This is a genomic window from Catellatospora methionotrophica (genome assembly GCF_011297335.1).
Classification (GTDB): Bacteria; Actinomycetota; Actinomycetes; order Mycobacteriales; family Micromonosporaceae; genus Catellatospora; species Catellatospora methionotrophica.
In genome coordinates this window covers 16664-40099 of the sequence record NZ_JAAOTJ010000022.1, presented here as the reverse complement: position 1 = coordinate 40099, position 23436 = coordinate 16664, and the positions used below count along the sequence as shown (strand labels likewise).

At 73.3% G+C, this 23436-nt stretch carries 21 protein-coding genes and 1 riboswitch; of the genes, 10 read left to right on the top strand and 11 right to left on the bottom strand.

The window, feature by feature from the left end; all coding sequences use genetic code 11:
* Nucleotides 1-60: 60 nt before the first annotated feature.
* Together HAV40_RS38180 and HAV40_RS38175 are read right to left on the bottom strand one after the other, a co-directional pair.
* Nucleotides 61-603 carry a hypothetical protein gene (locus tag HAV40_RS38180; RefSeq protein ID WP_203671030.1) on the bottom strand — a complete coding sequence of 181 codons (543 nt, stop codon included), beginning with the start codon at nt 601-603 and terminating at the stop codon, nt 61-63.
* A gap of 60 nt (nt 604-663) precedes the next feature.
* The gene (locus HAV40_RS38175; RefSeq protein WP_203671031.1) at nt 664-1143 is read right to left on the bottom strand and encodes a hypothetical protein; all 480 of its coding nucleotides are present in this window, start codon (nt 1141-1143) and stop codon (nt 664-666) included.
* Between the two features lie 283 nt (nt 1144-1426).
* On the opposite strand from HAV40_RS38175, the gene HAV40_RS32490 reads away from it, so the two are divergent.
* The 3 genes from HAV40_RS32490 to HAV40_RS32480 all read left to right on the top strand — a co-directional run bounded on the left by HAV40_RS32490 (nt 1427) and on the right by HAV40_RS32480 (nt 5657).
* Nucleotides 1427-2041 (top strand): RNA polymerase sigma factor, encoded by a 615-nt coding sequence (locus HAV40_RS32490; protein WP_239085759.1) that lies wholly within the window; start codon nt 1427-1429, stop codon nt 2039-2041.
* Nucleotides 2038-2715 carry a hypothetical protein gene (locus HAV40_RS32485; RefSeq protein ID WP_166388109.1) on the top strand — a complete coding sequence of 226 codons (678 nt, stop codon included), beginning with the start codon at nt 2038-2040 and terminating at the stop codon, nt 2713-2715. Before HAV40_RS32490 ends, HAV40_RS32485 begins: the two co-directional genes overlap by 4 nt.
* Before the next feature lie 167 nt (nt 2716-2882).
* Complete coding sequence (locus tag HAV40_RS32480; protein ID WP_166388108.1) at nt 2883-5657, top strand: PQQ-dependent sugar dehydrogenase; 2775 nt, start codon at nt 2883-2885, stop codon at nt 5655-5657.
* Between the two features lie 57 nt (nt 5658-5714).
* Here HAV40_RS32480 and HAV40_RS32475 read toward each other — a convergent pair whose 3' ends face one another.
* From HAV40_RS32475 to HAV40_RS32450, 6 genes are all read right to left on the bottom strand, one after another.
* The gene (locus HAV40_RS32475) at nt 5715-6086 is read right to left on the bottom strand and encodes a hypothetical protein (protein WP_166388081.1); all 372 of its coding nucleotides are present in this window, start codon (nt 6084-6086) and stop codon (nt 5715-5717) included.
* Between the two features lie 45 nt (nt 6087-6131).
* Nucleotides 6132-7574, bottom strand: coding sequence for a glycine hydroxymethyltransferase (locus HAV40_RS32470; protein ID WP_166388107.1), 1443 nt, complete (start codon nt 7572-7574; stop codon nt 6132-6134).
* 19 nt (nt 7575-7593) lie between these two features.
* A riboswitch (ZMP/ZTP riboswitch) is annotated at nt 7594-7684 on the bottom strand.
* Nucleotides 7685-7755: 71 nt separating this feature from the next.
* Complete coding sequence (locus HAV40_RS32465) at nt 7756-9570, bottom strand: glycoside hydrolase family 15 protein (protein WP_275413443.1); 1815 nt, start codon at nt 9568-9570, stop codon at nt 7756-7758.
* 135 nt (nt 9571-9705) lie between these two features.
* Entirely contained in the window at nt 9706-10047 is a 342-nt protein-coding gene (locus HAV40_RS32460; protein WP_166388105.1) for a YciI family protein, read from the bottom strand.
* 37 nt (nt 10048-10084) lie between these two features.
* A complete protein-coding gene (locus HAV40_RS32455) occupies nt 10085-10486 on the bottom strand; it encodes a GntR family transcriptional regulator (RefSeq protein WP_166388104.1) in 402 nt (133 codons plus the stop codon).
* A gap of 13 nt (nt 10487-10499) precedes the next feature.
* Nucleotides 10500-11138, bottom strand: coding sequence for a maleylpyruvate isomerase N-terminal domain-containing protein (locus HAV40_RS32450; protein WP_166388103.1), 639 nt, complete (start codon nt 11136-11138; stop codon nt 10500-10502).
* A 216-nt stretch (nt 11139-11354) separates the two neighbouring features.
* On the opposite strand from HAV40_RS32450, the gene HAV40_RS32445 reads away from it, so the two are divergent.
* Entirely contained in the window at nt 11355-12770 is a 1416-nt protein-coding gene (locus HAV40_RS32445) for a hypothetical protein (protein WP_166388102.1), read from the top strand.
* A 52-nt stretch (nt 12771-12822) separates the two neighbouring features.
* Here HAV40_RS32445 and HAV40_RS32440 read toward each other — a convergent pair whose 3' ends face one another.
* Together HAV40_RS32440 and HAV40_RS32435 are read right to left on the bottom strand one after the other, a co-directional pair.
* Complete coding sequence (locus HAV40_RS32440) at nt 12823-14247, bottom strand: outer membrane protein assembly factor BamB family protein (protein ID WP_166388101.1); 1425 nt, start codon at nt 14245-14247, stop codon at nt 12823-12825.
* Complete coding sequence (locus tag HAV40_RS32435) at nt 14237-14710, bottom strand: SigE family RNA polymerase sigma factor (protein WP_409364919.1); 474 nt, start codon at nt 14708-14710, stop codon at nt 14237-14239. The genes HAV40_RS32440 and HAV40_RS32435 overlap by 11 nt, the downstream gene beginning before the upstream one ends.
* An 86-nt stretch (nt 14711-14796) precedes the next feature.
* Between HAV40_RS32435 and hrpB the strand changes: the two genes are divergently transcribed.
* Entirely contained in the window at nt 14797-17361 is a 2565-nt protein-coding gene (gene hrpB, locus HAV40_RS32430; protein WP_166388099.1) for an ATP-dependent helicase HrpB, read from the top strand.
* A gap of 95 nt (nt 17362-17456) precedes the next feature.
* Here the strand turns inward: hrpB and HAV40_RS32425 are convergent, their stop codons facing one another.
* A complete protein-coding gene (locus HAV40_RS32425) occupies nt 17457-18905 on the bottom strand; it encodes a DUF4153 domain-containing protein (RefSeq protein ID WP_166388098.1) in 1449 nt (482 codons plus the stop codon).
* A 108-nt stretch (nt 18906-19013) separates the two neighbouring features.
* Between HAV40_RS32425 and HAV40_RS32420 the strand changes: the two genes are divergently transcribed.
* Genes HAV40_RS32420 through corA form a run of 5 tightly spaced genes read left to right on the top strand, consistent with a single transcriptional unit; the run spans nt 19014 to nt 23429 of the window.
* The gene (locus HAV40_RS32420; protein WP_166388097.1) at nt 19014-19349 is read left to right on the top strand and encodes a PadR family transcriptional regulator; all 336 of its coding nucleotides are present in this window, start codon (nt 19014-19016) and stop codon (nt 19347-19349) included.
* Entirely contained in the window at nt 19346-20848 is a 1503-nt protein-coding gene (locus HAV40_RS32415) for a hypothetical protein (RefSeq protein ID WP_166388096.1), read from the top strand. Before HAV40_RS32420 ends, HAV40_RS32415 begins: the two co-directional genes overlap by 4 nt.
* Nucleotides 20849-20857: 9 nt before the next feature.
* Complete coding sequence (locus HAV40_RS32410) at nt 20858-21757, top strand: NAD(+)/NADH kinase (protein ID WP_203671032.1); 900 nt, start codon at nt 20858-20860, stop codon at nt 21755-21757.
* The gene (locus HAV40_RS32405; protein WP_239085769.1) at nt 21754-22278 is read left to right on the top strand and encodes a GNAT family N-acetyltransferase; all 525 of its coding nucleotides are present in this window, start codon (nt 21754-21756) and stop codon (nt 22276-22278) included. Before HAV40_RS32410 ends, HAV40_RS32405 begins: the two co-directional genes overlap by 4 nt.
* Before the next feature lie 35 nt (nt 22279-22313).
* The gene (gene corA / locus HAV40_RS32400; RefSeq protein WP_239085760.1) at nt 22314-23429 is read left to right on the top strand and encodes a magnesium/cobalt transporter CorA; all 1116 of its coding nucleotides are present in this window, start codon (nt 22314-22316) and stop codon (nt 23427-23429) included.
* Nucleotides 23430-23436: the final 7 nt, after the last annotated feature.

Sequence of the window (23436 nt, the reverse complement as noted above, 5' to 3'; positions counted from 1 at the left end):
GCTCGTTTCCGGACGCTCATGCGTCCCGAAACGAGCGCCCGCTCACGGCCTGTGGCCGCGTCAGCTCTGCCGCAGCGCCGGCATCGGGACCGGGATGTTCAGGCTGGTCGCGCCGACGCCCATGCCACCCTCGCAGGTGTTCGGCGGGGCCGTGCCGATCCCGCGGGTCGACGGCTTCTCGGCGGCCCAGAACATGAACCCGAGCATCCCCGCCGTCGTGCCCGCGCCGTTCGGTGCGACCGACTGCACGTACGGCGCCGCCGCCTTCTGCACCGAGTTCGCGTAGTTCGTGCACTCCGGACGTGTCCTGCTGCCTTCGGCGATGTAGAGGCCGCCGGTGAACTTCGCCGGGGCCAGCGGCGGCACCGGCGGGTCGTACTGCGGCTTGCCGTCGATGTGCTCCTGCCAGTTGGCCTGCGCCGTCGACGCCGACGGCTGCCGGGCCGGGACCATCGCGTTGGCCCAGTCGAGCACCGGATGGTCCGTACGCAGCCAGTCGGCGGTCGCCTTCTGGTTCAGCGCGATCAGCCAGCGGTCCCCGGCGGCCACGTCGATGGTCAGCCGCGCCCGCGGATTCGCGCCGCTCGCGTCATACGGGTGCACCGCCCGGTACGCGGTGATGAAGTTCTGCAGGGCGGCGGTGTTCGGGTTGGTGTTCTGCTCTTAGTCGATCTCGATGCCGACCCCCAACCGGGTCGCCACCGCGGCGGCGCGCTGGCCGAGCAGGGTGGCGTTCGCGGTGAGCGCGGCGTCCCAGTCGGCGGTGTAGGTGATCCCCCCGATGGAGAGCATCACCCGGATGCCGCGCGAGGTGAAGTGGTTGACGATCTCCTGCGTCATGCCGCGGGGCACGCCGTCGAGCGTGGCGGCGTCGGTGGTGGCGTTCAGCAGTTTGAGCGGGTTGACGAAGCTGAGCACGACCAGGTTGACCGACGGGCGGCCGTCGCCGCGGTCGACCAGCCAGTGGTTCTGGCTGTCGAACTCCGCCACGGACCGCACCGTCGCCCACGTACAGGCGTCGTTGCCGCAGTGCCACGCACCGTAGATCTGGATCGGCGTGACCGCGGCCAGCGGCGCGGCGGCGGCGGGCAGCGGACCGACCAGCCCGACCAGTAGGGCGAGGAGCAGCGCGAGGCGTCTCATGAGGACCTCCGTTTGATGATGCCCGGAAACCGGAAACAATGTTCACCGTTCAGGCGTCCATTGATGGAGATCTGTCACTCTCCCGGCCCTGCGGTCGGGCGGCGTGTGGGTGGCGGCGGCACCGGTGCGGGCCATGCGGTGCCAGCGCGGGCGGTCGCCGACCAGGGCCATGACCGTGGGCTGGATCACCACGAGGTACGTCAGGGGAGACCGGCCGGTTAACCATGGCGGGCGGCATGTGTGCACAATCAAGCGCTCAGAGACGCGTCGAGGGGAGCTGCTGGTGACCAACCCGCTACCCCCTGCTGCCGACCTGACGGCAGAGGTCCAGGCGGCCCGCCAGGGCGACGAGGCGGCATTCAACCGCCTCTACCACGCGGTACAGCCCGGCCTGCTGCGCTACCTGCGGCTGCTGGTCGGCGCGGACGCCGAGGACGTGGCCTCCGAGACCTGGCTGCAGATCGTGCGCGACCTGCACACGTTCAGGGGCGACGAGGGCGGGTTCCGGCGCTGGGCGGCCACCGTCGGCCGGCATCGGGCCATGGACCACCTGCGCCACCACCAGCGCCGCCCGTCCGTGCCGATGCCCGTCGAGGCGATGGTGGAGCTGCCCGCCACCGACGATACCGCGGCATCCGCCGAGCAGCTGATGACGACCGGCGTGGCGCTCTCCCTCATCGCCTCGCTGCCCGCCGACCAGGCCGAGGCGGTGCTGCTGCGGGCGGTGCTGGGCCTGGACGCCCGGTCCGCCGCCGACGTGCTCGGCAAGCGGCCCGGTGCGGTGCGCATGGCCGCGCACCGGGGGCTGCGGCGGCTGGCCGAGGTGCTGGGTGTCGAGCGTCACGGTGGCGTGTCAGTGACACCCGGCGCGGACCCGACGCTCAACGAGGTGACATGAGCGAGTTCTCTTCCGGGATCGATCCGGACACGAGCGAGCGGTTGCTCGACGGCGCGCGCACCCCGGTCACCGGCCAGGGGCCGGTCGGCGAGCTGCTGGCGCGTGCCGCCGCGCCCGGGCGGCCGGAGGAGGTCGCCGGGGCCGCCGCGGCGCTGGCCGCCTTCCGTGCCGCGTACCCGCAGCCGCTGGCACACAAGGGCCGTACGCTGCGGCGGGCTCTCGCGCTGAAGGTCGGGGCGATCGCCGCCGCGCTCACGGTCGGCGGCGTCGCGTTCGCGGCCCACTCGGGCGTGCTGCCCCACCCGTTCCCGACGGTGTCCCCGACGTCGCCGCCGAGTTCCGCCCCGGGCGCGACCCCGGCCCGCAGCAGCCTGCCGTCGCCGAGCGGCACGCCCACCGCACTGCCCTCGGCCTCCGCCGGGGCCGTGGGCAACCTGCACGGCCTGTGCCGCGCGTTCCTGGCCACCGCGGACAAGCACAAGCCGAAGGCGACGGACGGCCCGATGTACGCCGCCCTGATCGCCGCGGCGGGCGGGCGGGATCTCGCCGACTACTGCACTGCCCTGATCGACGCGGGCGGCGGGCGGCCCAGCGGCAAACCCGGCAGCGGGCCGTCACCGAAGCCCGGTAAGTCACACCCCGCGCCGTCGGCGAAGAAGTCGAAGAACAGCTGACGGGACCCGGGCGGCACACGATTCTCGCGTCCGCGCTGCGCGCACCGGATGACCGCCGAGCGCGCGAGACACCTCCCGCACGGCGCGTGCGCTTTCTACCACTCTGCGCTATAGGTAGCCTGACCTGGTTTGTCGCATTTGTTGACATTTCAGGAGGCATATCCAGCATGAATAACGGATTGAGAGCAGGCGCGCTCGGCACATCGCTGCTGTCCGCTGTCCTGATGTTCGGCACCGCGGCCCAGCCGGCCCCGGCCGCCGCCCGTGCCGCGGCCCCCACGGCCCCGGTCATCACCGAGCCGGAGAAGGACAACCGACTGCTCAGCGCCGCCGACGTGCACATGGAGACGCGGGCGATGCAGAACAACGACGCCGGTGACGCGCACCTGTGCACCGACTGGGAGATCTGGCTCGGCGGCGGCCCCGGCTCCGGCGAGCGGGTCTGGTTCGACTCCTGCGCCAGCGACACCGGCCGGGTGCACGTACACCTGGGCGACGGCGTGTTCGAGAACTCGTTCACCGGCCGCAAGGACCTGATCCCGGACAAGAACTACACGCTGCGGGTACGCCACCGCGACACGACCGGGGCGTGGAGCCCGTACTCGGCGCGGCCGTTCAAGACCGACGTCGAGCGCAAGCCGCTGCCCGGCGCGGGCGACTGGAAGATCCACCAGCCCGGCTTCGTGGTCGAGGAGGTCACCGGCGACATGGCGCTGCCGGTGAACATCGCGATGGTCCCGAACTACTCGGGCGATCCGACCAAGCCGCTGTTCTACGTCACCGAGCTGTACGGCCGCGTGCGCGTGGTCACCGGTGACTTCAAGAAGCACACGTACGCCGACGACCTGCTCGACTTCGACCCGAGCGCCCAGTTCCCGGGCACCGGCGAGATGGGCGTCACCGGCATCGTGATCGAGCCGAAGACCGGCGACCTGTTCGTGTCGATGCTGTACAAGGACGACGGCGACCTGCTCCCCAAGATCGTGCGCTTCCACAGCGAGGACGGCGGCCTGACCGCCGCGACCAAGACCACGATCTTCAAGGCGCCGGACGAGCCGCAGTCGACCTCGCACCAGATCTCGAACCTGAGCCTCGGCCCGGACGGCAAGCTGTACGTGCACATGGGCGACGGCTTCATCGCCGACACCGCCGAGGACATGGACTCCTTCCGCGGCAAGGTGCTGCGGATGAACCTGGACGGCACCGCGCCCAGCGACAACCCGTTCTACAAGGGCACGGGCAAGTTCCAGGCCAAGGACTACATCTGGGCGTACGGGCTGCGCAACCCGTTCGGCGGCGCGTGGCGGCAGGTTGACGGCCAGCACTACTCGGTCGAGAACGGGCCCTCGGTCAACGACCGCTTCGCCCGGATCACCAAGGGCGGGCGCTACCACTGGTCCGGCGGCGCGAGCGGCCTGACCAAGAACGCGCTCTACAACTGGAAGGAGACCCAGGGCCCGGTCGGCATCACGTTCACCGAGCCGAACGTGTACCACGCGGCGGGTTTCCCGCAGGAGAAGTACAACAACGCGTTCGTGTCGCTGAGCGGCCCGACGTACGCCAGCGGCCCGCAGCGGCGCGGCAAGAAGATCGTCGAGTTCGAGTTCAACAAGGACGGCTCGGTCAAGGACCCGAAGACCCTGATCGAGTACACCGGCAGCGGCAAGACCAGCGTCGGCGGCATGGCCCCGGGGCCGGACGGCCTCTACTTCACCACGCTGTACACCAAGATCGGTGACGCCACCGACTCGGGCGCGAAGATCCTGCGCGTGCGCTACGTGCGCAAGGACACCGGCTCGCCGGTGACGCTGTACTCCGACGGCGCGTTCAAGGGCGACTCGAAGGGACTGGGCACCGGGATCTTCGACGCCGCCTCGTTCGGCAAGGTCAAGGACAACACGGCCAGCTCGCTGCGGGTGGCCGGCGGCTACCGGGTCGTCGCCTGCGACAACCCGTCGACCGCGCCCGACCTGGGCACCTGCCGCTACTTCGGGCCCGGCGACCACGCCGCGCTGGACGTCTTCAACGACAGGATGTCGTCGCTGACCGTCTTCGGCGGCCCGGTCGAGGGCAAGGGCGTGACCGGCTACGCCGAGACGGGCTTCAAGGGCACCGCGCAGTCGCTGGGCGCGGGCATGCACGAGTCGGTCGCCGGTGAGCTCACCGGTGGCGACAGCACGTCGATCAGCTCGCTGAAGGTCGGCGCGGGGCACCGGCTCATCGCCTGCGACAAGGACCGCTCCGGTAGCGCCGACCTCGGCGTCTGCCGCATCCTGGGCAGCGGCGACTACGCCACCGTCGGCGCGCTCAACGACAAGATCTCGCTGATCGGCGTCGTCGGCCCGCCGGTGACCGTGTTCTCCGAGGCCAAGAGCAAGGGCAAGGGCCAGAGCTTCGAGACCGGGGTGTACGAGGGCAGCCGGGGTGAGCTGTCCGCCGTCGGCGACGACGCGATCAGCTCGCTGCGCGTGGAGCCGGGTTACCGGCTCGTCGCCTGCGCCGGTGACGGCAAGACCGGGTCGGGTCTGGCCACGCTCGGGCGCTGCCGCTCCTTCCCGGCCGGGGAGCACACGCTGACCGGCACGGACCTCGACGACGGCATCTCGCTGCTGCTGGTCTCCGGTGACCCGGTCAAGGGCACGAACGTGACCGCGTACTCCGACCGGGACCTCAAGGGCGGCAAGTCGTCGCTGGGCCTGGGCATCTTCGAGGCCGCCCGGGGCGACCTCGACGGGGCCGGCAACGACAACATCAGCTCGCTGCAGGTCGCGCCGGGCTTCCGGGCGGTCGCCTGCGAGAACGGCACCAAGCCGGTGGTGCTCGACGCGGGGATCTGCCGCTACTACGCGGCCGGTGCCGTGGCGTACATCGGCAAGGACCTCAACGACCTGATCTCGCTGGTCGCGGTCGACAAGGTGGGGGCGGCGCCCACCAAGCGCTGACGCCGCAGACGTGAAGGCCCCGTTCCCGGCTGGGAACGGGGCCTTCGCGCATACGCCCTAGGAACTGCTGCTACTGCTGCCGGAGTCGCTGCCGCCACCGCCGGAACTGCTGCCGCCGCCGGAGTCGCTGCCGCCGCCCGACCAGCCGCCGCCGGAGTCGGAACCGCCGCCCGACCAGCCGCTGCCGGAGTCCGACCCGCCGCTGCTCGCGCCGGAGTTGTGCATCCACGTCTGCTCTTCGGTCCAGACCGGGTCGCCGGACGTGGAGCCGGTGTGCACGGGCCCGACGTAGCCGCCCGGCCGATGCGTCACCCCGGTGGGTCCCCGGCGGGAGGAGCCGCGCGAGGCGACGACGCTCACCACCACGACGACGATCACGACAAGGAACAGGCACGCCACTCCGGCGACGACAAGAACCATGGAGTCCATCGGGCCAATGTAGACGTCCTGCGCCAACCGCCGCGGGGCGGTCGCTCAGCCGAGGTCGATCGTCGGGTAGAGCGGGAAACCCTTGAGCAGGTCGGTGGTCTGGCCCGCGACGCGGTCGGCGACGCCGTCGGCCAGCACGTACGCGGCCTTGGACGGCTTGCCGCCGGTGGTGCCCGGCGTGGTGCCCGCGAGCACGGTGTGGATCAGGTCGGCGATCTGGTCCATCTCGGCCGTGCCCAGGCCGCGCGTGGTGAGCGCGGGGGTGCCCAGGCGGATGCCGGAGGTGTACCAGGCGCCGTTGCCGTCCTGCGGCACCGCGTTGCGGTTGGTGACGATGTTCGCGTCGAGCAGCGCCGACTCGGCCTGGCGGCCGGTGATGCCGTACGACGACACGTCCAGCAGCACCAGGTGGTTGTCGGTGCCGCCGGTGACCAGCTTCGCGCCGCGCTGGAGCAGGCCCTCGGCCAGCGCGTTGGCGTTGTCGACGATGCGCTGGGCGTAGTCGCGGAACTCGGGGCGGCGCGCCTCGGCCAGCGCGACCGCCTTGGCGGCCATGACGTGCGGCAGCGGGCCGCCGAGCACCATCGGGCAGCCGCGGTCGACCTGCTCGGCCAGTTCGGTCTGGCACAGCACCATGCCGCCGCGCGGGCCGCGCAGCGACTTGTGCGTGGTGGTGGTGACGATCTGCGCGTGCGGGATCGGGTCGAAGTCGCCGGTCAGCACCTTGCCCGCGACCAGGCCCGCGAAGTGCGCCATGTCGACCATCAGGGTCGCGCCGACCTCGTCGGCGATCTCGCGCATGATCCGGAAGTTCACCAGCCGGGGGTACGCCGAGTAGCCCGCGACGATGATCAGCGGCCGGAACTCGCGCGCCGACGTCGCCAGGGCGTCGTAGTCGACCAGGCCCGTCGCCGGGTCGGTGCCGTAGCTGCGCTGCTCGAACATCTTGCCGGAGATGTTGGGGCGGAAGCCGTGCGTGAGGTGGCCGCCCGCGTCCAGGGACATGCCGAGCATGCGCTGGTCGCCGAGCTCGCGGCGCAGCGTGGCCCAGTCGGCCTCGTTGAGGTCGTTGACGTGGCGGGCCTGCGCCCTGGCCAGCGCCGGGCTCTCCACCCGCTGGGCGAGCACGGCCCAGAAGGCGACCAGGTTCGCGTCGATGCCCGAGTGCGGCTGCACGTAGGCGTGCTGCGCGCCGAACAGTTCGCGGGCGTGCTCGGCGGCCAGTGCCTCGACGGTGTCGACGTTTTTGCAGCCGGCGTAGAAGCGGCGGCCGACGGTGCCCTCGGCGTACTTGTCGCTGAACCAGTTGCCCATGGCCAGCAGGGTCGCGGGCGAGGCGTAGTTCTCGCTGGCGATCAGCTTCAGCGACTCGCGCTGGTCGTGCAGCTCGGCGCCGATCGCGGCGGCGACGGCGGGCTCGACGGCCCGGATGGCGTCCAGGGCGTGGCGGTAGGCCAGGGACTCGCTGGACAGGGACGCGTCAGACATCGGACCTCCTAGGCGATACGGAAGAGGCCCAGGCGCTCGGCACAGCGTCACGACGACGGAGCCGCTTCCCGATGGTGACCCATCCCAGCGCGCCAGTCACGGCCCACCGGCAAGCGTAACAACCCGCGCCGCCGCCCGCCGGGCACCACACCGCCCGCCCACATCCTGGATCGGGCGCCGTTCAGCCCAGGGCCCGGTCGAGGTTGAACGCCGCCGAGATGAGCGACAGGTGGGTGAACGCCTGCGGGAAGTTGCCGAGCTGCTCGCCGGTGTGGCCGATCTGCTCGGCGAACAGGCCGACGTGGTTGGCGTAGGTGAGCATCTTCTCGAACGCGAGCCGGGCCTCGTCGAGCCGCCCGGCACGGGCCAGCGCCTCGACGTACCAGAACGAGCACATGGAGAACGTGCCCTCGACGCCGCGCAGCCCGTCGGGGCTCATCGCGGGGTCGTACCGGTAGACCAGCGAGTCCGAGACCAGGTCCTCGGCCAGGGCGTCCAGGGTGGACAGCCACTTCGGGTCGGTCGGCGAGACGAACTTCGCCATCGGCATCATCAGCAGCGCCGCGTCGAGCACGTCGGCGTCCTCCTGTTGCACGAACGCCTGCCGCTTGGCGGAGTAGCCCCTGCGCATGATCTGGTGGTAGATGTCGTCGCGGGTCTGCCGCCAGTGCGGCAGGTCGGCGGGCAGGCCGCGGTGGGTGGCCATGCGGATCGCCCGCTCGATCGCCACCCAGCACATGAGCCGTGAGTAGAGGAAGTTCTTGCGGCCGCCGCGCGTCTCCCAGATGCCCTCGTCGGGCCGGTCCCAGTTGCCGCAGACCCAGTCGACCAGGCCGGTCACCTCCTCCCAGCGGTCGCTGGAGATCGGGTGCGCCCACTTGTCGTAGAGGTAGATCGAGTCGATCAGCGCGCCGTAGATGTCGAGCTGGAGCTGGCCGACCGCGTCGTTGCCGACCCGCACCGGGGCCGAGCCGCGGTAGCCCTCCAGGTGCGGCAGTTCCCGCTCCGGCAGGTCGGTGCGGCCGTCGATGCCGTACATGATCTGCAACGGGCCGTCGGGGCCGTCGCCGCGCAGCACCACGTGCCGGTCCAGGAAGTCCATGAACGCCGCGGCCTCGTCGCTGAAGCCCAGCCGGAGCATCCCGTACAGGCAGAACGCCGCGTCGCGGATCCATACGTAGCGGTAGTCCCAGTTGCGCTCGCCGCCGATCTGCTCCGGCAGGCTCGTCGTGGCCGCGGCGACGATCGCGCCGGTCGGGGCGTAGGTGAGCAGCTTGAGGGTGAGTACCGAGCGGTTGACCATCTCCCGCCACCGCCCCCGGTAGTGCGACCCGGACAGCCAGGTCCGCCAGTACCGCACGGTCTCGGTGAGCTGCTCCTCGGCCTCGGCCAGCGGGCACGACCGGGGCGGCAGCTCGTCCGCCACCCGGTCCAGGGCGAACACCGCCACCTGCCCCTCGTCGAGCACGAACTGCGCGCGTACGTCGCCGCCATCGGCGACGACCTCGACGCTGCTGGTCAGGGCGAGCGACAGCACCTGGCACTCGAACAGCATCCGGTCGCCTTCGCGGTGCAGCATGTGCGGCTGGGTCCCGTAGTCGAACCGGGGCGCGACCAGCGCCGCGAAGGGCAGCTTCCCGCGTACGCACATGACCCGGCGGATCAGCCGGTGCCGCCCCGCCTCGGCCGGGTCGCCGACGACGGGCATGAAGTCCTGGATCTCCCCCACGCCCTCGTCGGCGTAGAAGCGGGTGATCAGGACGTTGGTGTCGGGGAAGTAGAACTGCTTGGTCTGCGCGGGCACGGCCGCGGCCAGCTCGAACCGGCCGCCCCGGTCGGCGTCCAGCAGCGAGGCGAACACGCTGGGCGAGTCGAACCGAGGGCAGCAGTACCAGTCGATGGTCCCGTTCACCCCGACCAGCGCCACGCTGCGCATGTCGCCGATCATCCCGTGATCGGCGATGGCCAGATAGCGTCCCGCGTCCCCGTCCGCCACCCGCCCAGCATATGACCGCTTTGCCCGGACCGCCCCTCTTCGCCCGTCCCGGACACCGAGGGCCCTGGCCGCGGTTCCGGCGAAACTGCACATTCGAAGGCCGGAACAGCCGCAGTTTCCCCGAAAGTGCAGGGATCAGCCGGGCAGGGTGATCGGCCGGCCGGGGGCGGACATGGTGCCGGGTGGGCACCACCAGGTCATGACCTCGGCGACGAGACGGCCTGCGCGCACTGCGGGGTCCTGTTCGGCGAGGGCGCGGGCCTGGTCTACGGAGCCGGTGCGGAAGAAGACCAGGCCGCGCAGCGACTCGTCGGGGCCCTCGATCACCGGGCCGTTGGTGACGACGTGGCCCGAGGCGCGCAGCCCGGCCAGGTACGCCAGGTGACCGGCCTGGATGCGCGCGGACTCGGCGTCGTCGTACTCCGGCGGGTTCGCCGGGCGGCGCAGCAGCACCAGCTCGAAGGCCTCAAGCTCCATGCGGCCAGTGTGCCCCCACACCGGACACGCGGTGCGGTCAGGCCCTGCCGCGAGGGTCGGGGGCGGCGTGTTCCGCGTCGGCCCGGCGCAGGGCCTGGATCGCACCGTCGAGGCTGGCCCCGAGTGCACGGGCCGCGGCGCGGTAGGCCCGCGCGGCCTCGTCGAGCCGTGCCATCGCCTCGGCGGGCGGCAGGTCGGGGCGGCGCTCGGCCACCGTGGTCCCGTGCCGGACCCGGCTGACGACCAGCCCGGCCGACTCCAGCTCGCGGTAGGAGCGGGCCACCGTGTTCACGGCCAGGCCCAGGTCCGCGGCGAACTGCCGGATCGTCGGCAGGTGCGCGCCAGGGGCCAGTGTCCCGTCGCCGATCATCGCGGCGATACCTGCCCGCACCTGCTCGTATGGCGGCACGGCGCTGTCGTGGTCGATGTCGAGCTTCATCAGGGTCCCTCGCTCAGAAGGCAGAGATGCTGGCCGGGGCGCGTTCGGCGCGGGTCAGCGCACGAAGCACGGCGGCTTGGCCGTGGCGGCGTACGGCGAGTTCGGACAGCAGGGCCAGCACCGGGCCGATCACGGCAGGGGGCTGGTCGGGGGTGGGCAGGCCGACGCTGTACGCCAGGTCGTCGCCGTGCACGGCGATCTCCATCAGCCGGGTCACCAGGAAGTCGTCCAGGGTCATCGCCCACGGTCCCGCAGGCGGGCTCACCAGCCGGTCGGCAGGCTCCTCGGCGAGCAGCGTCCGCAGCTCGCGCACCGCCTGCCCGGTCTGCTCGGCCAGCGCCGCCGGGCCGCCGACGGCCACCGCCTCGCCGCCCGCGCGGATCTGCACGTTGACGTCGGCGTCGAGGTCGGCCCCGATCCACCGCACCCGGCTGTAGTGGTCGGCCAGGGCGACCGGTGGCCCGTCCGGTGCGGGCGCGCGCAGCACCTTGGGCACGTTGACGACCTGGGCGGCCAGGTGCCCGGCCAGTCCGGCGACGGTGAAGCCCGCCAGGGCGCTCGGTCCCGCCCACGCGGCCGCGACGGCGGGGTCGCCGACCAGCGCCGCGGCCGACAGCGCGGCCTGCAGATATGCCTCTCGTATCGCGCTCATCCGAGCCTCCCGGCCTCGATGGTCCACCCCGGCGAACACCCTAACCCGCGCGGCCGCCGCCGACTGGCGGTCCGGGCCGCCGGGCCGCATGGACTGACCGTGGCGCGTACCGCGCCGTATCCCGCTCACGCGGAGACCGTTTGTGATGAGTGACCCGGACCCGCGCGCCCCGTGTGCGCGGGACTGAAACCGACCCGCCGCCGAAAGGGACCGAACGTGCACGACGGCTCGCTGCTCACCGCTGAACGGACCTCTTCCACCGCACCGGTGCCGGTGCCCGTGGTGGCGGCGGGCCGGACTCCGCGCCCGGTCGCCGTCGCCGTGCTGGCCGGGGCGGGCCTCACCGTCGTCGCGGCGGTGCTGGCGGCGATGCGGATGCTGCCTGCGGGGTCACGGGCGGGCACGTGGCGCTACCGGTACGTCGGCTGGTTCTCGTGGGAGATGCTGCTGCCGTTCGCGGGCGGGGTGGCCGCGGTACTGGCCCTGCTGTGGCTGACGCACCGCCTCGGCACGCGCCGGGAGCGGCTGACGGTCGGCATGTGGCTGGCCGCCGCCGTGCCGCTGCAACTCGTGGTGCGCGCCGCCGACGAGGTGTCGCTGGGCGCGATCGTCGCCAGCGACCGGGCGAACTCGTTCTACAGCCCGTCGCTGCGCTTCGGCGCGTACGAGTACCTGACGCGCTTCGCCGACATCGTGCACACGCTGCCGCAGCACGCCCGCTCGAACATGCCCGGCAAGACGCTGCTCTACCACCTGCTCGGCGTGGTCTCCACGAACCCGGCCGTGCTCGGCATCGCGATCACGGCGGTGTCCAGCCTCGGCGCGCTGCTGGTCTACCTGCTGGTGCGCGAGGTGCTGGGCGACCGCCGGGTGGCGCTGTACGCCCTGATCCTGTGCCTGCTGGTGCCGGGACGGCTGTACTTCCTGCCGATCCTCAACGCCGTCTCGCCGGTGCCGATCCTGCTGGCGCTGTGGCTGTTCACGCGTTACCTGCGGGCGGCGCACTGGGGCTGGGCGGTGGCCCTGGGCGGCTCGCTCTACCTGGTGTTCTTCTTCGAGCCGCTGCCGCTGGTGATGGGACTGACGTTCGCGGCGCTGGCCGCGCTGGCGCTGTACCGGCGGCAGCTGGACGGGTTCGGGCTGCTCCGGCTGGTGTCGCTGACCCTGGCCGCGTTCGCGGCGGCGTACCTGGGCATGCGGCTGCTGTTCGGGTACGACCTGTTCGTGAACCTGGCCGCGGTGCTCGCCGACGCGACCGACTTCAACGAGCGCGCGCACCGGCCGTACGACGTGTGGGTGGTGCGCAACCTCGGCGACTTCGCGCTGTGCGCCGGATTCGTCGCGGTCGCCGTGCTCGGGTACGCCACGTGGGACGCGGTGCGGCGCGGGGTGCTGCGGCCGATCGCGGCGCTGACCCTGTCGGGGCTGGCCGTGCTGGCATTCCTCGACCTGGTCGGCATCAACCGGGGCGAGACCACCCGGCTCTGGATCTTCCTGGCGGTGTTCTTGATGATCCCGGTGGCCTGGGTGTGCGCCCGCTCGCCGCGGGTGTGGCCGTTCGCCGTCGTCGCAGCCGCGATGATGCTGCAGGTCGCGACGACCACGCCGATGATCGCCTTCATCCGCCCCTGAACTGGTGGACCGCGGCGCCCTCCCCCGGTCCGGGTGGGGGCGCCGCGGTCTGTCACCGGGCGTACCGGTAGACGCCGATGCCGTCCTTGGTCGGGCAGGTCAGCATGGTCGCGTTCGCCGAGCAGTAACCGGCGACGTCCACCTTCCCGAGGGCGACGTTCTCCCCCGTGGACAGCTGGTGGCCGGAGACCCCCGCCGGGCCGAAGACCAGCAGGTTGCCCGACTCGACCCACATGGCCTGGCCGTCCACGCTCGCCACCGGGGTGCCGTCCGGGGCGAACACCAGCGACGTCTCCCCGACCACCAACACTCCGTCAGCCGTCGGGAACACCCCGCGCACCCTGGTCTTCACCTCGCGCTCCCAGTGCGTGACGCCCAGACTTGGATCGACGACCGTCAGCGTCGCACTGTCGCCGGTGTCGCCCGTGATCGCGCAGAACAGCGTGTACATGCAGGGCGACGGCCAGGTCCCGGTCAGATCGGCCTGAACCGCCTGGTCGGGCATGGTCGGCGACCCGTCGAGCGGCTGCACCTTGGCCCGGTGCCCGGCGAACTGGTAGATGTTCTCGCCGACGACGGTCTCGTACCGCAGCGTGTCCCCGTCCAGGGGGAGCACCGGCGCGACGATCTCCTGCTCCACTCGGCCGGTGGTCACGTCGCGCAGCTGCGCCCGGCCGGTGGACAGGTGCAGCACGACGCGCCGGTCGGCCGGTGTACGGCCGGTGAAGCCGCCGAAGGCGTACAGCTCGGCCATGGTGTGGATGGCGTTGGTGCCGGACTGGAGCACCGGCTCCCTGGCCGTCCACCGCGCCTTGCCGGTACGCAGGTCGAGGGCTTCGGTCACACCGCGCAGAGGCCAGCTGATCACGAGCGTGTCGTCGTACAGGACGCGGTCGGTGTCGTTGAACGAGTACGGCAGCGTCCACATGATCTGCCCGGTGGCCGGGTCGACCGCGATGATCGTGTCGCTGCCGTCCTTGATCAGCGGGTTGCCGAAGCCCTGCTCGGTGAGCAGCAGGATCGCCCCCGCCGACACCTGCATGCCGTTGGTGTCGCCGAACTTGCCCAGGTTGCGGGCGGGCCACAGCGGCCTGCCGGTGAGCAGGTCGACCGCGCCGACCCACTCGTTGCCGTCCTCGGCCATCCACATGGCGTACGAGCGGTCGCCGAGGGTCGTGGTCATGCCGAAGCCGACCGGCCCCGTGAACGGGATGACCGGGTCGGCGGAGCCGTCGAAGGATACGAAGTCCGTCACGGCGGGCAGCACCGGCCGCACCGGCGGGGTGGCCGCGGGCGACAGCACCGCCTGCGCGCCGAGCACCGCGACGACGGCGGCCGCCAGGGCGGCGAGCAGCCCGCCGAACGAGCGGCGGCGGCGCTGGGCGGCCCGTGCCCGGACCGCGGACAGCTCCGGCGGCGGGACGGCGTCCACGCGTTCGGCGAGCGCGGCGTAGAAGCGCTCCGGATCAGTTGACATGGCTGCGCTCCTCCAGGACGACGGCGAGCCCGGCCCGCCCACGGGCTAGCCAGGACTTGACGGTGTTGACCGGCACCGACAGCTCGACGGCGATCTCCGCCACGGGCTGGTCGAGCAGGTAGTGCATGGCCAGCACCCGGCGCTGGTCGATGGGCAGCTTCCGCAGGGCCGCGACGACGGTCATCAGCTGCTCGTCGGGGGGAGGCACGTGCGCGGGTTCGGGCAGGGCGGTCGAGCGGCGCACGGTCAGCCGCCGCCACCAGTCGGTGGCCAGCCGCGTCACCACCAGCCGCAGCCACGCCTCGGGGTTGTCGTAGCGCTGCAGGGACTCCCACCGCTGCCAGGCGCGGGCGTACGCCTCCTGGGTGAAGTCCTGCGCCTCGGCCAGGCCACCCGTGAGGCCGTACGCGAAGCGCATCAGCCGCGGGGCGGTACCCCGGTAGAACGCCTCGAAATCTGACACTGTCACCCCTGGAACACGGGCCGGGCCTACCTGAGGTTGCAGCACCGCGCAGCCCGACACGCGATGCCGTCCGGCAGACTGGGCGGGTGCTCGCTGACGTGGCTGGAACCGACCTCCCCGTGCGGGAGGCGCTGCCCGCGCTGCTCGCGGCGCTGACCGTACACGGCGCGGCGGTGCTGGTCGCGCCGCCGGGCTCGGGAAAGACCACGCTCGCGCCGCTGGCCCTGGCGGGCGAGGTCACCGGCCGGGTGATCGTCGCCGAGCCGCGCCGGGTCGCCGCCCGCGCCGCGGCCCGCCGGATGGCCGAGCTGACGGGCACGCCGCTGGGCGGCGCGGTCGGCTACAGCGTGCGCGGCGACAGCCGCACCAGCGCCGCCACCCGGGTCGAGGTCGTCACCACCGGCCTGCTCGTGCAGCGGCTCCAGCACGATCCCGAGCTGGCGGGGGTAGGCGCGATCCTGCTCGACGAGGTCCACGAGCGCCAGCTCGACTCCGACCTGGCGCTGGCGTTCACCACCGACGTGCGCGCCGCGCTGCGTCCCGACCTGCGGCTGGTCGCCGCTTCCGCGACCGCGCAGGCTGAACGGCTGACCGCCGCGCTCGGCGCGGGAACGCCGGTGATCACCGCGTCCGGCACGCCGTACCCGATCGAGGTCCGCTGGCGGCCACCGACCGGACCGGTGGACGCGCCGTACGGGCTGCGCGTCGATCCGCGCCTGCTCGACCACGTCGCCGCCACGGTGCGGGCCGCCCTGCGCGAGGCCGACGGCGACCTGCTGGTGTTCCTGCCCGGCGCGGGCGAGATCGAGGGCGTCGCGGGGCGGCTGGCCGGGCAGCGCGGCGAGGTCGACGTGCTCACCCTGCACGGCCGCCAGGCCGCGGGCACCCAGGACGCCGCGCTGCGGCCCGGACCGCGCCGCCGCGTCGTGCTGGCCACCGCAGTCGCCGAGAGCAGCCTGACCGTCCCAGGCGTACGCGTCGTCGTCGACGCGGGCCTGGCCCGGGTGCCGCGGACAGACCTCGGCCGTGGGCTCGGCTCACTGGTCACGGTGCGGGCCTCGCGGGCCTCGGCGCACCAGCGGGCCGGACGCGCCGGGCGCGAGGGGCCGGGTGTGGTGTACCGCTGCTGGTCGCAGGCCGAGCACGACCGCCTGCCCGAGCATCCCGACCCCGAGATCGCCTCGGCCGACCTGACCGCGTTCGTACTCCAGCTCGCCTGCTGGTCCAACGCGGACGGCGCGGGCCTGGCCCTGCTCGACCAGCCCCCGGCCGCCGCCGCGACGGTGGCCCGCGAGACGCTGACCGCGCTGGGTGCGCTCGACCCCGACGGCCGGGTTACCGCGCGCGGCCGCGCCATCGCGGGCGTCGGCGCACACCCGCGCCTGGCCAGGGCCCTGCTCGACGCCGCCGGTGAACTCGGCGCACACCGTGCCGCCGAGGTCGTCGCGCTGCTCGGCGCGGACACCCCGATCGGGACCGACGACCTGGCCAGGGGCTGGCGGCGGCTGCGCGACGGCGTCGACGCGGCCGCGAGCGCCGCCTGGCGTACCGAGGTCCGCCGCCTGACCGGCAACCTGCGCTCCGGCGACACCGCCGAGCCGTCGGCGACGCCACCCGGCGCGGCTGCGGCCCGGCCCGCCGGCACGGGCCGGGCGGGCGGCGCGCGGGCGACCGATGATCTGGCAGCCGCCCTGGTCGTGGGCCTGGCCTACCCGGAGCGGGTGGCGCGGATTCGCGGCGAGGGCAGCCGCACGTATCTGATGGCCGGGGGCACCGCCGCCGAGCTGCCACCGGGCTCACCGCTGACCGGGGTGCCCTGGCTGGCGGTGGCCGCCGCCGACCGGCAGCCTGGCAGCAGCACCGCCCGGATCCGGCTGGCCGCCGCCACCGACGAGGCGACCGCCCGGCAGGCGGCGTCCCCGCTGCTGGTCACCGGCGACGAGATCGCCTGGTCGGACGGCGACGTGGTGGCCCGCCAGGTGACCCGGCTCGGCGCGATCGTGCTGGCCGAGCGCCCGCTGCAACGGCCCGACCGCGAACGCGTCGCGCGGGCGCTCGCCGAAGGGCTGCGCAGGGAAGGCCTCCGGCTGCTGCGCTGGACGCCCGAGGCGGACGCGCTGCGCGAGCGGCTGGCGTTCCTGGCGCACGCGCTGGGCGACCCGTGGCCCGCGGTCGACGACGCGTCGCTGCTGGCCGGAGCGGACGGATGGCTGGGTGCGGCGCTGCACAACGCACGCCGCCGCGGCGACCTGCAGCGCATCGACGTGGCCGGAGCGCTGCGGGCCCTGCTGCCCTGGGCCCAGGCGGCGCAACTGGACCAGCTCGCCCCGGAGCGGCTGGAGGTGCCCAGCGGGTCGCGGGTGCGGATCGACTACGCCGATCCGGCCGCGCCGGTGCTGGCGGTGAAGGTGCAGGAGGCGTTCGGCTGGACGCAGACGCCCCGCCTGGCGGGCGGGCGGGTGCCCGTGGTGCTGCACCTGCTCTCCCCCGCCGGACGGCCCGCCGCGGTCACCGGCGACCTGGTCTCGTTCTGGCGCAACGGCTACCCGCAGGTCCGCGCGGAGCTGCGCGGACGCTACCCGCGCCACCCGTGGCCGGAGGATCCGACGACCGCCCCGCCCACCCGCCGCCTGCAACCCCGCAACCGCTGAGCCGGGAGTATGCGCGAAAAGCGGTGCTCGTTTCGGGACGCTTGAGCGTCCCGAAACGAGCACCGCTTGCCAGCACGATGTCCGGCCGGGCCGGTTTAGCCGTCGCGTTGGGGTCCGCCGTACGGGCGTGGCCAACAGTGGGGCAGTTCGGCGGCCAGCAGCGGGCGCTCGGCCAGCAGGGCGCGGGCCCGCGCTCGGGAGATGTTGAAGCCGTACCACGGGTCGGGTTCGCGCAGGTCGTCGACGAGGTGGGCGAGCGCGCAGGTGCGATGCGGCTCCGGCAGCCGGTCCAGCTCCGTGACGGCGTCGGCGGACAGCACGCTCAGGTAGCCCGCGTCGAGGTGCCCGTCCTGCTGGTACCGGCCGATGACGGTGCGGGCGACCATCGCGTCCGGGTTCACGGCGACCAGGCCGAACAGGACCAGCACCGCCGAACCGACGACGACGTGCGGCAGCCGTGCCATGCTCAGCCGCACCCCGGCGACGAGGATCGCCACGAAGATCAGCCCGAGCCACAGCACCAGCGCGTCGGCGAGCAGCCGCGGCCGGGTGAAGCCGTACGCCTGCACGTACAGCGCCATCCTGGTCACCGCCGAAGCAACGACGACCAGGGTGAACAGGCACAGCGCCCCGCCGAGCGAGCGCAGCAGCAGCCGGCGGCGCGCGGTGTCCCGGGCGGCGCGAGCGGCCACGACGCCCACCACGCCCAGCGTCAGCAGCGTGACGGCGAGCAGCTGCCCGAACCCGCCCCGCGCATACTCCGCGTATGTCGGCCCGGCCGGGTCGAGCACGTAGTCGTGCCCCCGGAACCAGGTGGTCACCTGCACCACCACGAACCCGCCGAACAGCACGTCGAGCAGCGCGACGGTCGGCACCCACTCTCCCGGCACCAGCGTGCGCGGCGCCCTCCCTCGACCGGCGTGATCCGGGACCGCTGAGACGGCCGGACCGTCCTGCACCGGCGTGCGGACCGCCGCACCCCGGCCCACTAACGCGGCGGCGAGCAGGGCCGCGAGGAGGAATCCGGCGGCCGCGCGGGCCAGTTCGCCAGGACCGGGCAGCAGGTCGCGGAGCAGCTCGGCGAAGATCCCGTCGGCGGCGGCCAGCAGCCCGCCGAATATCGCGACGGCAACCAGCGCCACCGCCCAGCCGAGCACCGCAGGCCGACCGGAGCGCGATCCCCCGTCGGCACCGCGCTCACCACCTTCGCGCTGTCCGGTCACCGCGGCGCGCAGTCCGGTCAGGGCGGAGTGCGGCAGGACCAGCGGGGCGCGCAGGAGGCCGCGCCAGGTGAGGTCGTCGACGACGGCCAGCAGGAGCGCCGCCGCCAGGCAGAGCACCAGCAGCCAGCCCGCCGCCCGCACCGTTCCGGTGCCCGCCAGCAGCACCGCGACCACCGCCACGCCGAGCGCGCCAGGTCGCGGCCGCCGGCGGGCTGCCACGGCCACCGCCGCGAGCGCGACCGCGACCACCGCCCAGCCGACGCCGACCATCGTGACCGGCAGCGCGAGCGCCCCGGCGAGACCTCCGATCAGGATCAGCACGACCAGCCCCCATACTCCGTTTGCCGTTATATAGCGGCGACCGTAGCTTCCCTGCCCAACATTTGTACAGCCGTTGACGGTATATATCGCTGGCCGTACTATCAGGCGGTGAGTGCACCACTGCAGGAGCCGACCTTTCTGATCCTGTCCGCGCTGGCCGCGGGGCCTATGCACGGCTACGGCGTGATCCAGGAGGTCGAGGCGCTGTCGGGCGGCCGGGTGTCGCTGCGCCCCGGCACGCTCTACGGCGCGCTGGATCGGCTGAGCGAGCAGGGCCTGGTCGCTCAGGACGGCGAGGAGGTCGTCGACGGGCGGCTGCGCCGCTACTACCGGCTCACCGACCCGGGTGCCACGGTGCTGGACGCGGAGGTCCAGCGGATGACCGGCAACGCCAGGGCGGCCGCGGCGCGGCTGCGGCGGCGGGCGGGCACCGCACCCGCATGACCGCACTGGAGCGCCGATATCGGCGGCTGATGCTGTGGTATCCGAGGTCCTACCGCGACAGCCGCGGCGACGAGATCGTCTCCACGCTGCTCGATCTCGCCCCACCCGGGCAACGCTGGCCCACCGCCGTCGAGGCCGCCGACCTGATCGAGGGTGGGCTGCGCCGCCGGCTCGGTGTGGCCACCGTCGACGGCCTCGACGAGGGCCTGCGCCGGGCCGCACCGGTCGCGCTCGCCCTGCTCGGCGGGGCGGCCGCGTTCCTGTGGTGGCGCGTCGAGCCGCTCGGGCCGCCCACCCTCGGTCCCGCCGCGTACGCCGCCTGGCTGCTGGCCTGCGCCGTCGCGCTGCTCGCCCCGGCCCGCTGGACCCGTCCCGCCCTGGCCACGGCGCTGGCCGTCACCATGACGCTGCCCGCGGTCGCGCCGCTGACGCCGTACGCCCGGCCCCCGGTCTGGGTCCTGATGACCTTCAGCGTCTTCGGCGTGATCGCTCTCGCGGGTACCGGTCCGTGGTCCCGCGACCTGGAGCGGCGGGCGGCTCCCGCGCTGGGCGCGATCGCCGTCGCGTGCGGGGCGCACCTGGTCGCACAGGCCTGGCCCGATCCGCTGGTCGGCTACTACCAGCCCGCGTTCGCCCAGCTCGGCCTGGTCGTCGCGGCGGCCGTCGGCGCGCTCGCGGCGCTGGCCCTCACCGCGCCCCGCCACGACGCCCCGCCCCGCTCCCAGCTCTGGGCCACCCTGCTGATCGCCCTGCCCGGTGCCTGGCTCGGGCCGTTCGACACCGACACCTGGCGGGCCACCACCGCGCTGCCCCCGTTCGGCCGCCTGGCGCAGGTCCTGCTCGGCACCACCCTCGTCCTGCTCACCATGGCCCGCCTCCGCACCCACCGCCCACGGCGAACTCCCGCGAACGCGGATCCGTCCGGCGCGTCGGCAACCGCTCCGGGACCGCAGGCGCGGGGCGTGGCGGCGGCGATGCTGGCGGGGTGTGCGGTCGGGCTGCTGGGATTCGTCGCGGGGATCGGGGCGGTGACCGGGCACGCGGTGGCGACCGTGCTGGTGTGCGGTGTGGCGGCGGCGCTGCTCGGCACGTCGCGGGCGGGACGCGGGACGGGGCAGCGCACCCGCGCGCCGGGTTCCGGCCTTGTGGCGCGGGTGCGGGAGGCGGGGCTGGCCGCCGTGGCGACGCTGGCCGGGGCGTACGCCGTGGGGGTCTACAGCAACGACTGGACGTTCGGCGGCTGGACCGAGCTGACGCGTACGGCGGGGCTGGCCGTGAGCCTGGCCGTGGTGCCGCTGGCGTTCGCGGCGTACACGGCCTACCGGTCGGCGCGACAGGTCCCGGTGGTGGCCGCCGGGCTGCTGTGCGCGGGCTGGCTGGGCTGGCTGATGCTGCCGGAGCTGCCCGCATGGGGACCGGTGCTGCCGGTGCTGGCCGCCGCGGGGCTGGTGCGCGCCGCGCTGTCGATACCGGCCTGGCGGGGGCGCACCGGACCGTAGAGTGGCAGCGTGGGCCTCGTACACACGGTGGGTCTGGTGCTGCATCCGCAGCGCGACTCCGTGCCCGCGATCGACACCATCATGGACTGGGCGCGCCGCCGCGACGTCACCGTGCTCGGCCTGCCCGACGAGGTCGACCGCATCTTCTGCGGGGCGGTCGCGGTCGATCCGCAGGAGCTGGCGGAGCGGTCCAGCCTGCTGGTGAGCCTCGGCGGCGACGGGACGATGCTGCGCACGATGCGCCTGGGCGCGGGCCGGACCACGCCGGTGCTCGGGGTCAACCTCGGGCGGCTGGGCTTCCTGCCCGAGATCGACGTGGACGGGCTGCCCGCGGCGCTGTCGGCGATCGACAACCACCACTACACGGTGGAGTCGCGCCTGGCGGTGCGCACCACGCTGCCGGGCGATCACGTGGTCACCGCGTTCAACGACATCGCGCTGTGCCGGATCCCCGGCGACGGCCTGGCCGGGGTCGCCATCACCGTCGAGGACCACGCGTTCGTGCGCTACGCCGCCGACGCCGTCATCGTGGCCACCCCCACCGGGTCCACGGCGTACGCCTTCTCCAGCGGTGGCCCGATCGTCTCGCCCACGGTGTCCGCGGTGCTGGTGACGGCCGCCGCCGCGCACTCCAGTTTCAACCGGGCGCTGGTGCTGTCCGCCGACGAGCAACTGGCCCTGCAGGTGCTGCCGCACAGCGGGCGGCTCGCGGTGGAGGTCGACGGGCGGGTGGACGGCTACGTCGAGCCGGGCGACCGGCTGGCGATCACCGCGCTCGCCGACGCCGCCCGGGTGGTGCGGCTCGGGCTCACGACCTTCTACGAGCGGGCCAGGCGCAAGCTCCAGGTGCGCGGCAGCGCCGAGGTCGACGGGCCCACGGCCGGGCCGCCGCCGCATACGGCACCATGAGGACCGTGCTGATCCGCCGCGAGACCTCTGCCGACCTCGACGCCATCCGCACGGTCACCGAGGAGGCGTTCGGGCCGCAGTACGCCCCGGCGCGGGCGCCCGAACCGGGGCTGGTCGATCAGCTGCGCGCCGACGCCGGATGGCTGCCCGCGCTGTCGCTGGTCGCCGAGGCAGACGGCGAGATCGTCGGGCACGTGGTGTGTACGCGGGGGCGCGTCGGTGACAGCCCGGCCCTGGGCCTCGGCCCGCTCAGCGTGCGGCCCGACCACCAGCGCGCCGGGGTGGGCAGCGCCCTGATGCACGCCGTGCTCGGCGCGGCCGACGCGCTCGGCGAGCCGCTGGTGGCGCTGCTGGGCGATCCCGGCTACTACCGCCGGTTCGGCTTCCAGCAGGCGCAGGAACTGGGCGTGCTCGCTCCCGAGCCCGAGTGGGGCGGGCACTTCCAGGCACGGGCGCTGACCGGGTACGACCCCGCGATGCGGGGAGTGTTCACCTACGCGGAGCCGTTCCTCAGCCTGTAGCCGACTAAGATCGCGACGAGGGCCCGGAGGTGACCGTGAGCGAAGAGCAGCAGCAGGCAGGCGTGACCTGGGCATGGGCCGCGCCCCTGCGCAAGGCGGCCTCGCGTGTCCGCCCCACCGGCGTCACCGCCCCCGACGACCCCGGCGACGACCCGGCCCGGTCGGTCGTCGACTGCGCGGTCTACGTCGACGGGCGGCGGCGTCCGGGCGCGTGCGACTACGACTCCGGTCTGGCGGCCGTCGAGCAGCATCCCGGCTCGTTTCTCTGGCTGGGGCTGCACGAGCCGAGCGAGGCCGACTTCGCGCCGATCGCCAAGCGCTTCGGTCTCGACGAGCTCGCGGTGGAGGCGGCGACCACACACCGCCAGCGCCCCAAGATCGAGCACTTCGCCGACATGGCCCTGTTCGTGCTGCGCACCACGCGCTACGTCGAGCACTCGACGCTGACCGAGACCTGCGACGTGGTCGAGACCGGGTCGGTCGTGCTGTTCATCGGCGACGGCTATGTCATCAGCGTGCGCCACGGACCGGCCGGGCAGCTCACACCGGTGCGCGCCGACCTGGAGAAGCGGCCGGACCGGCTGGCGCAGGGCCCGTGGGCGGTGGCGCACGCGGTCGCCGACCGGCTGGTCGACTCGTACCTCGACGTGGCGGTGGCCTTCGAGAACGACATCGACGAGCTGGAGGACCACGTCTTCGCGCCCCAGTCGCAGAACCGGGCCGCGCAGATCTACCAGCTCAAGCGCGAGCTGATGGAGTTCAAGCGGGCGGTCGCCCCGCTGCAGCACCCCCTCGCCGCGCTGATCGACGACAAGGAAGGGCTGCCCAAGGAGATCCGGCGCTACTTCCGCGACGTCAACGACCACCTGCTGCGCACCGTGGAGCGCATCGTCACGTACGACGACCTGCTCAACTCGATCCTGCAGGCGCGGCTGGCGCAGCTGTCCGTCGACCAGAACAACGACATGCGCAAGATCGCGGCCTGGGCCGCCATCGCGGCGGCGCAGACCGCGATCGCGGGCATCTACGGCATGAACTTCGACTACATGCCCGAGCTGCACTGGAAGTACGGCTACGTGATCGTGCTGGCGCTGATGTTCGTGGTCGCGTCGGCGATGTACCGCGCGTTCCGCCGCTCCGGCTGGCTGTGAGGCCGGG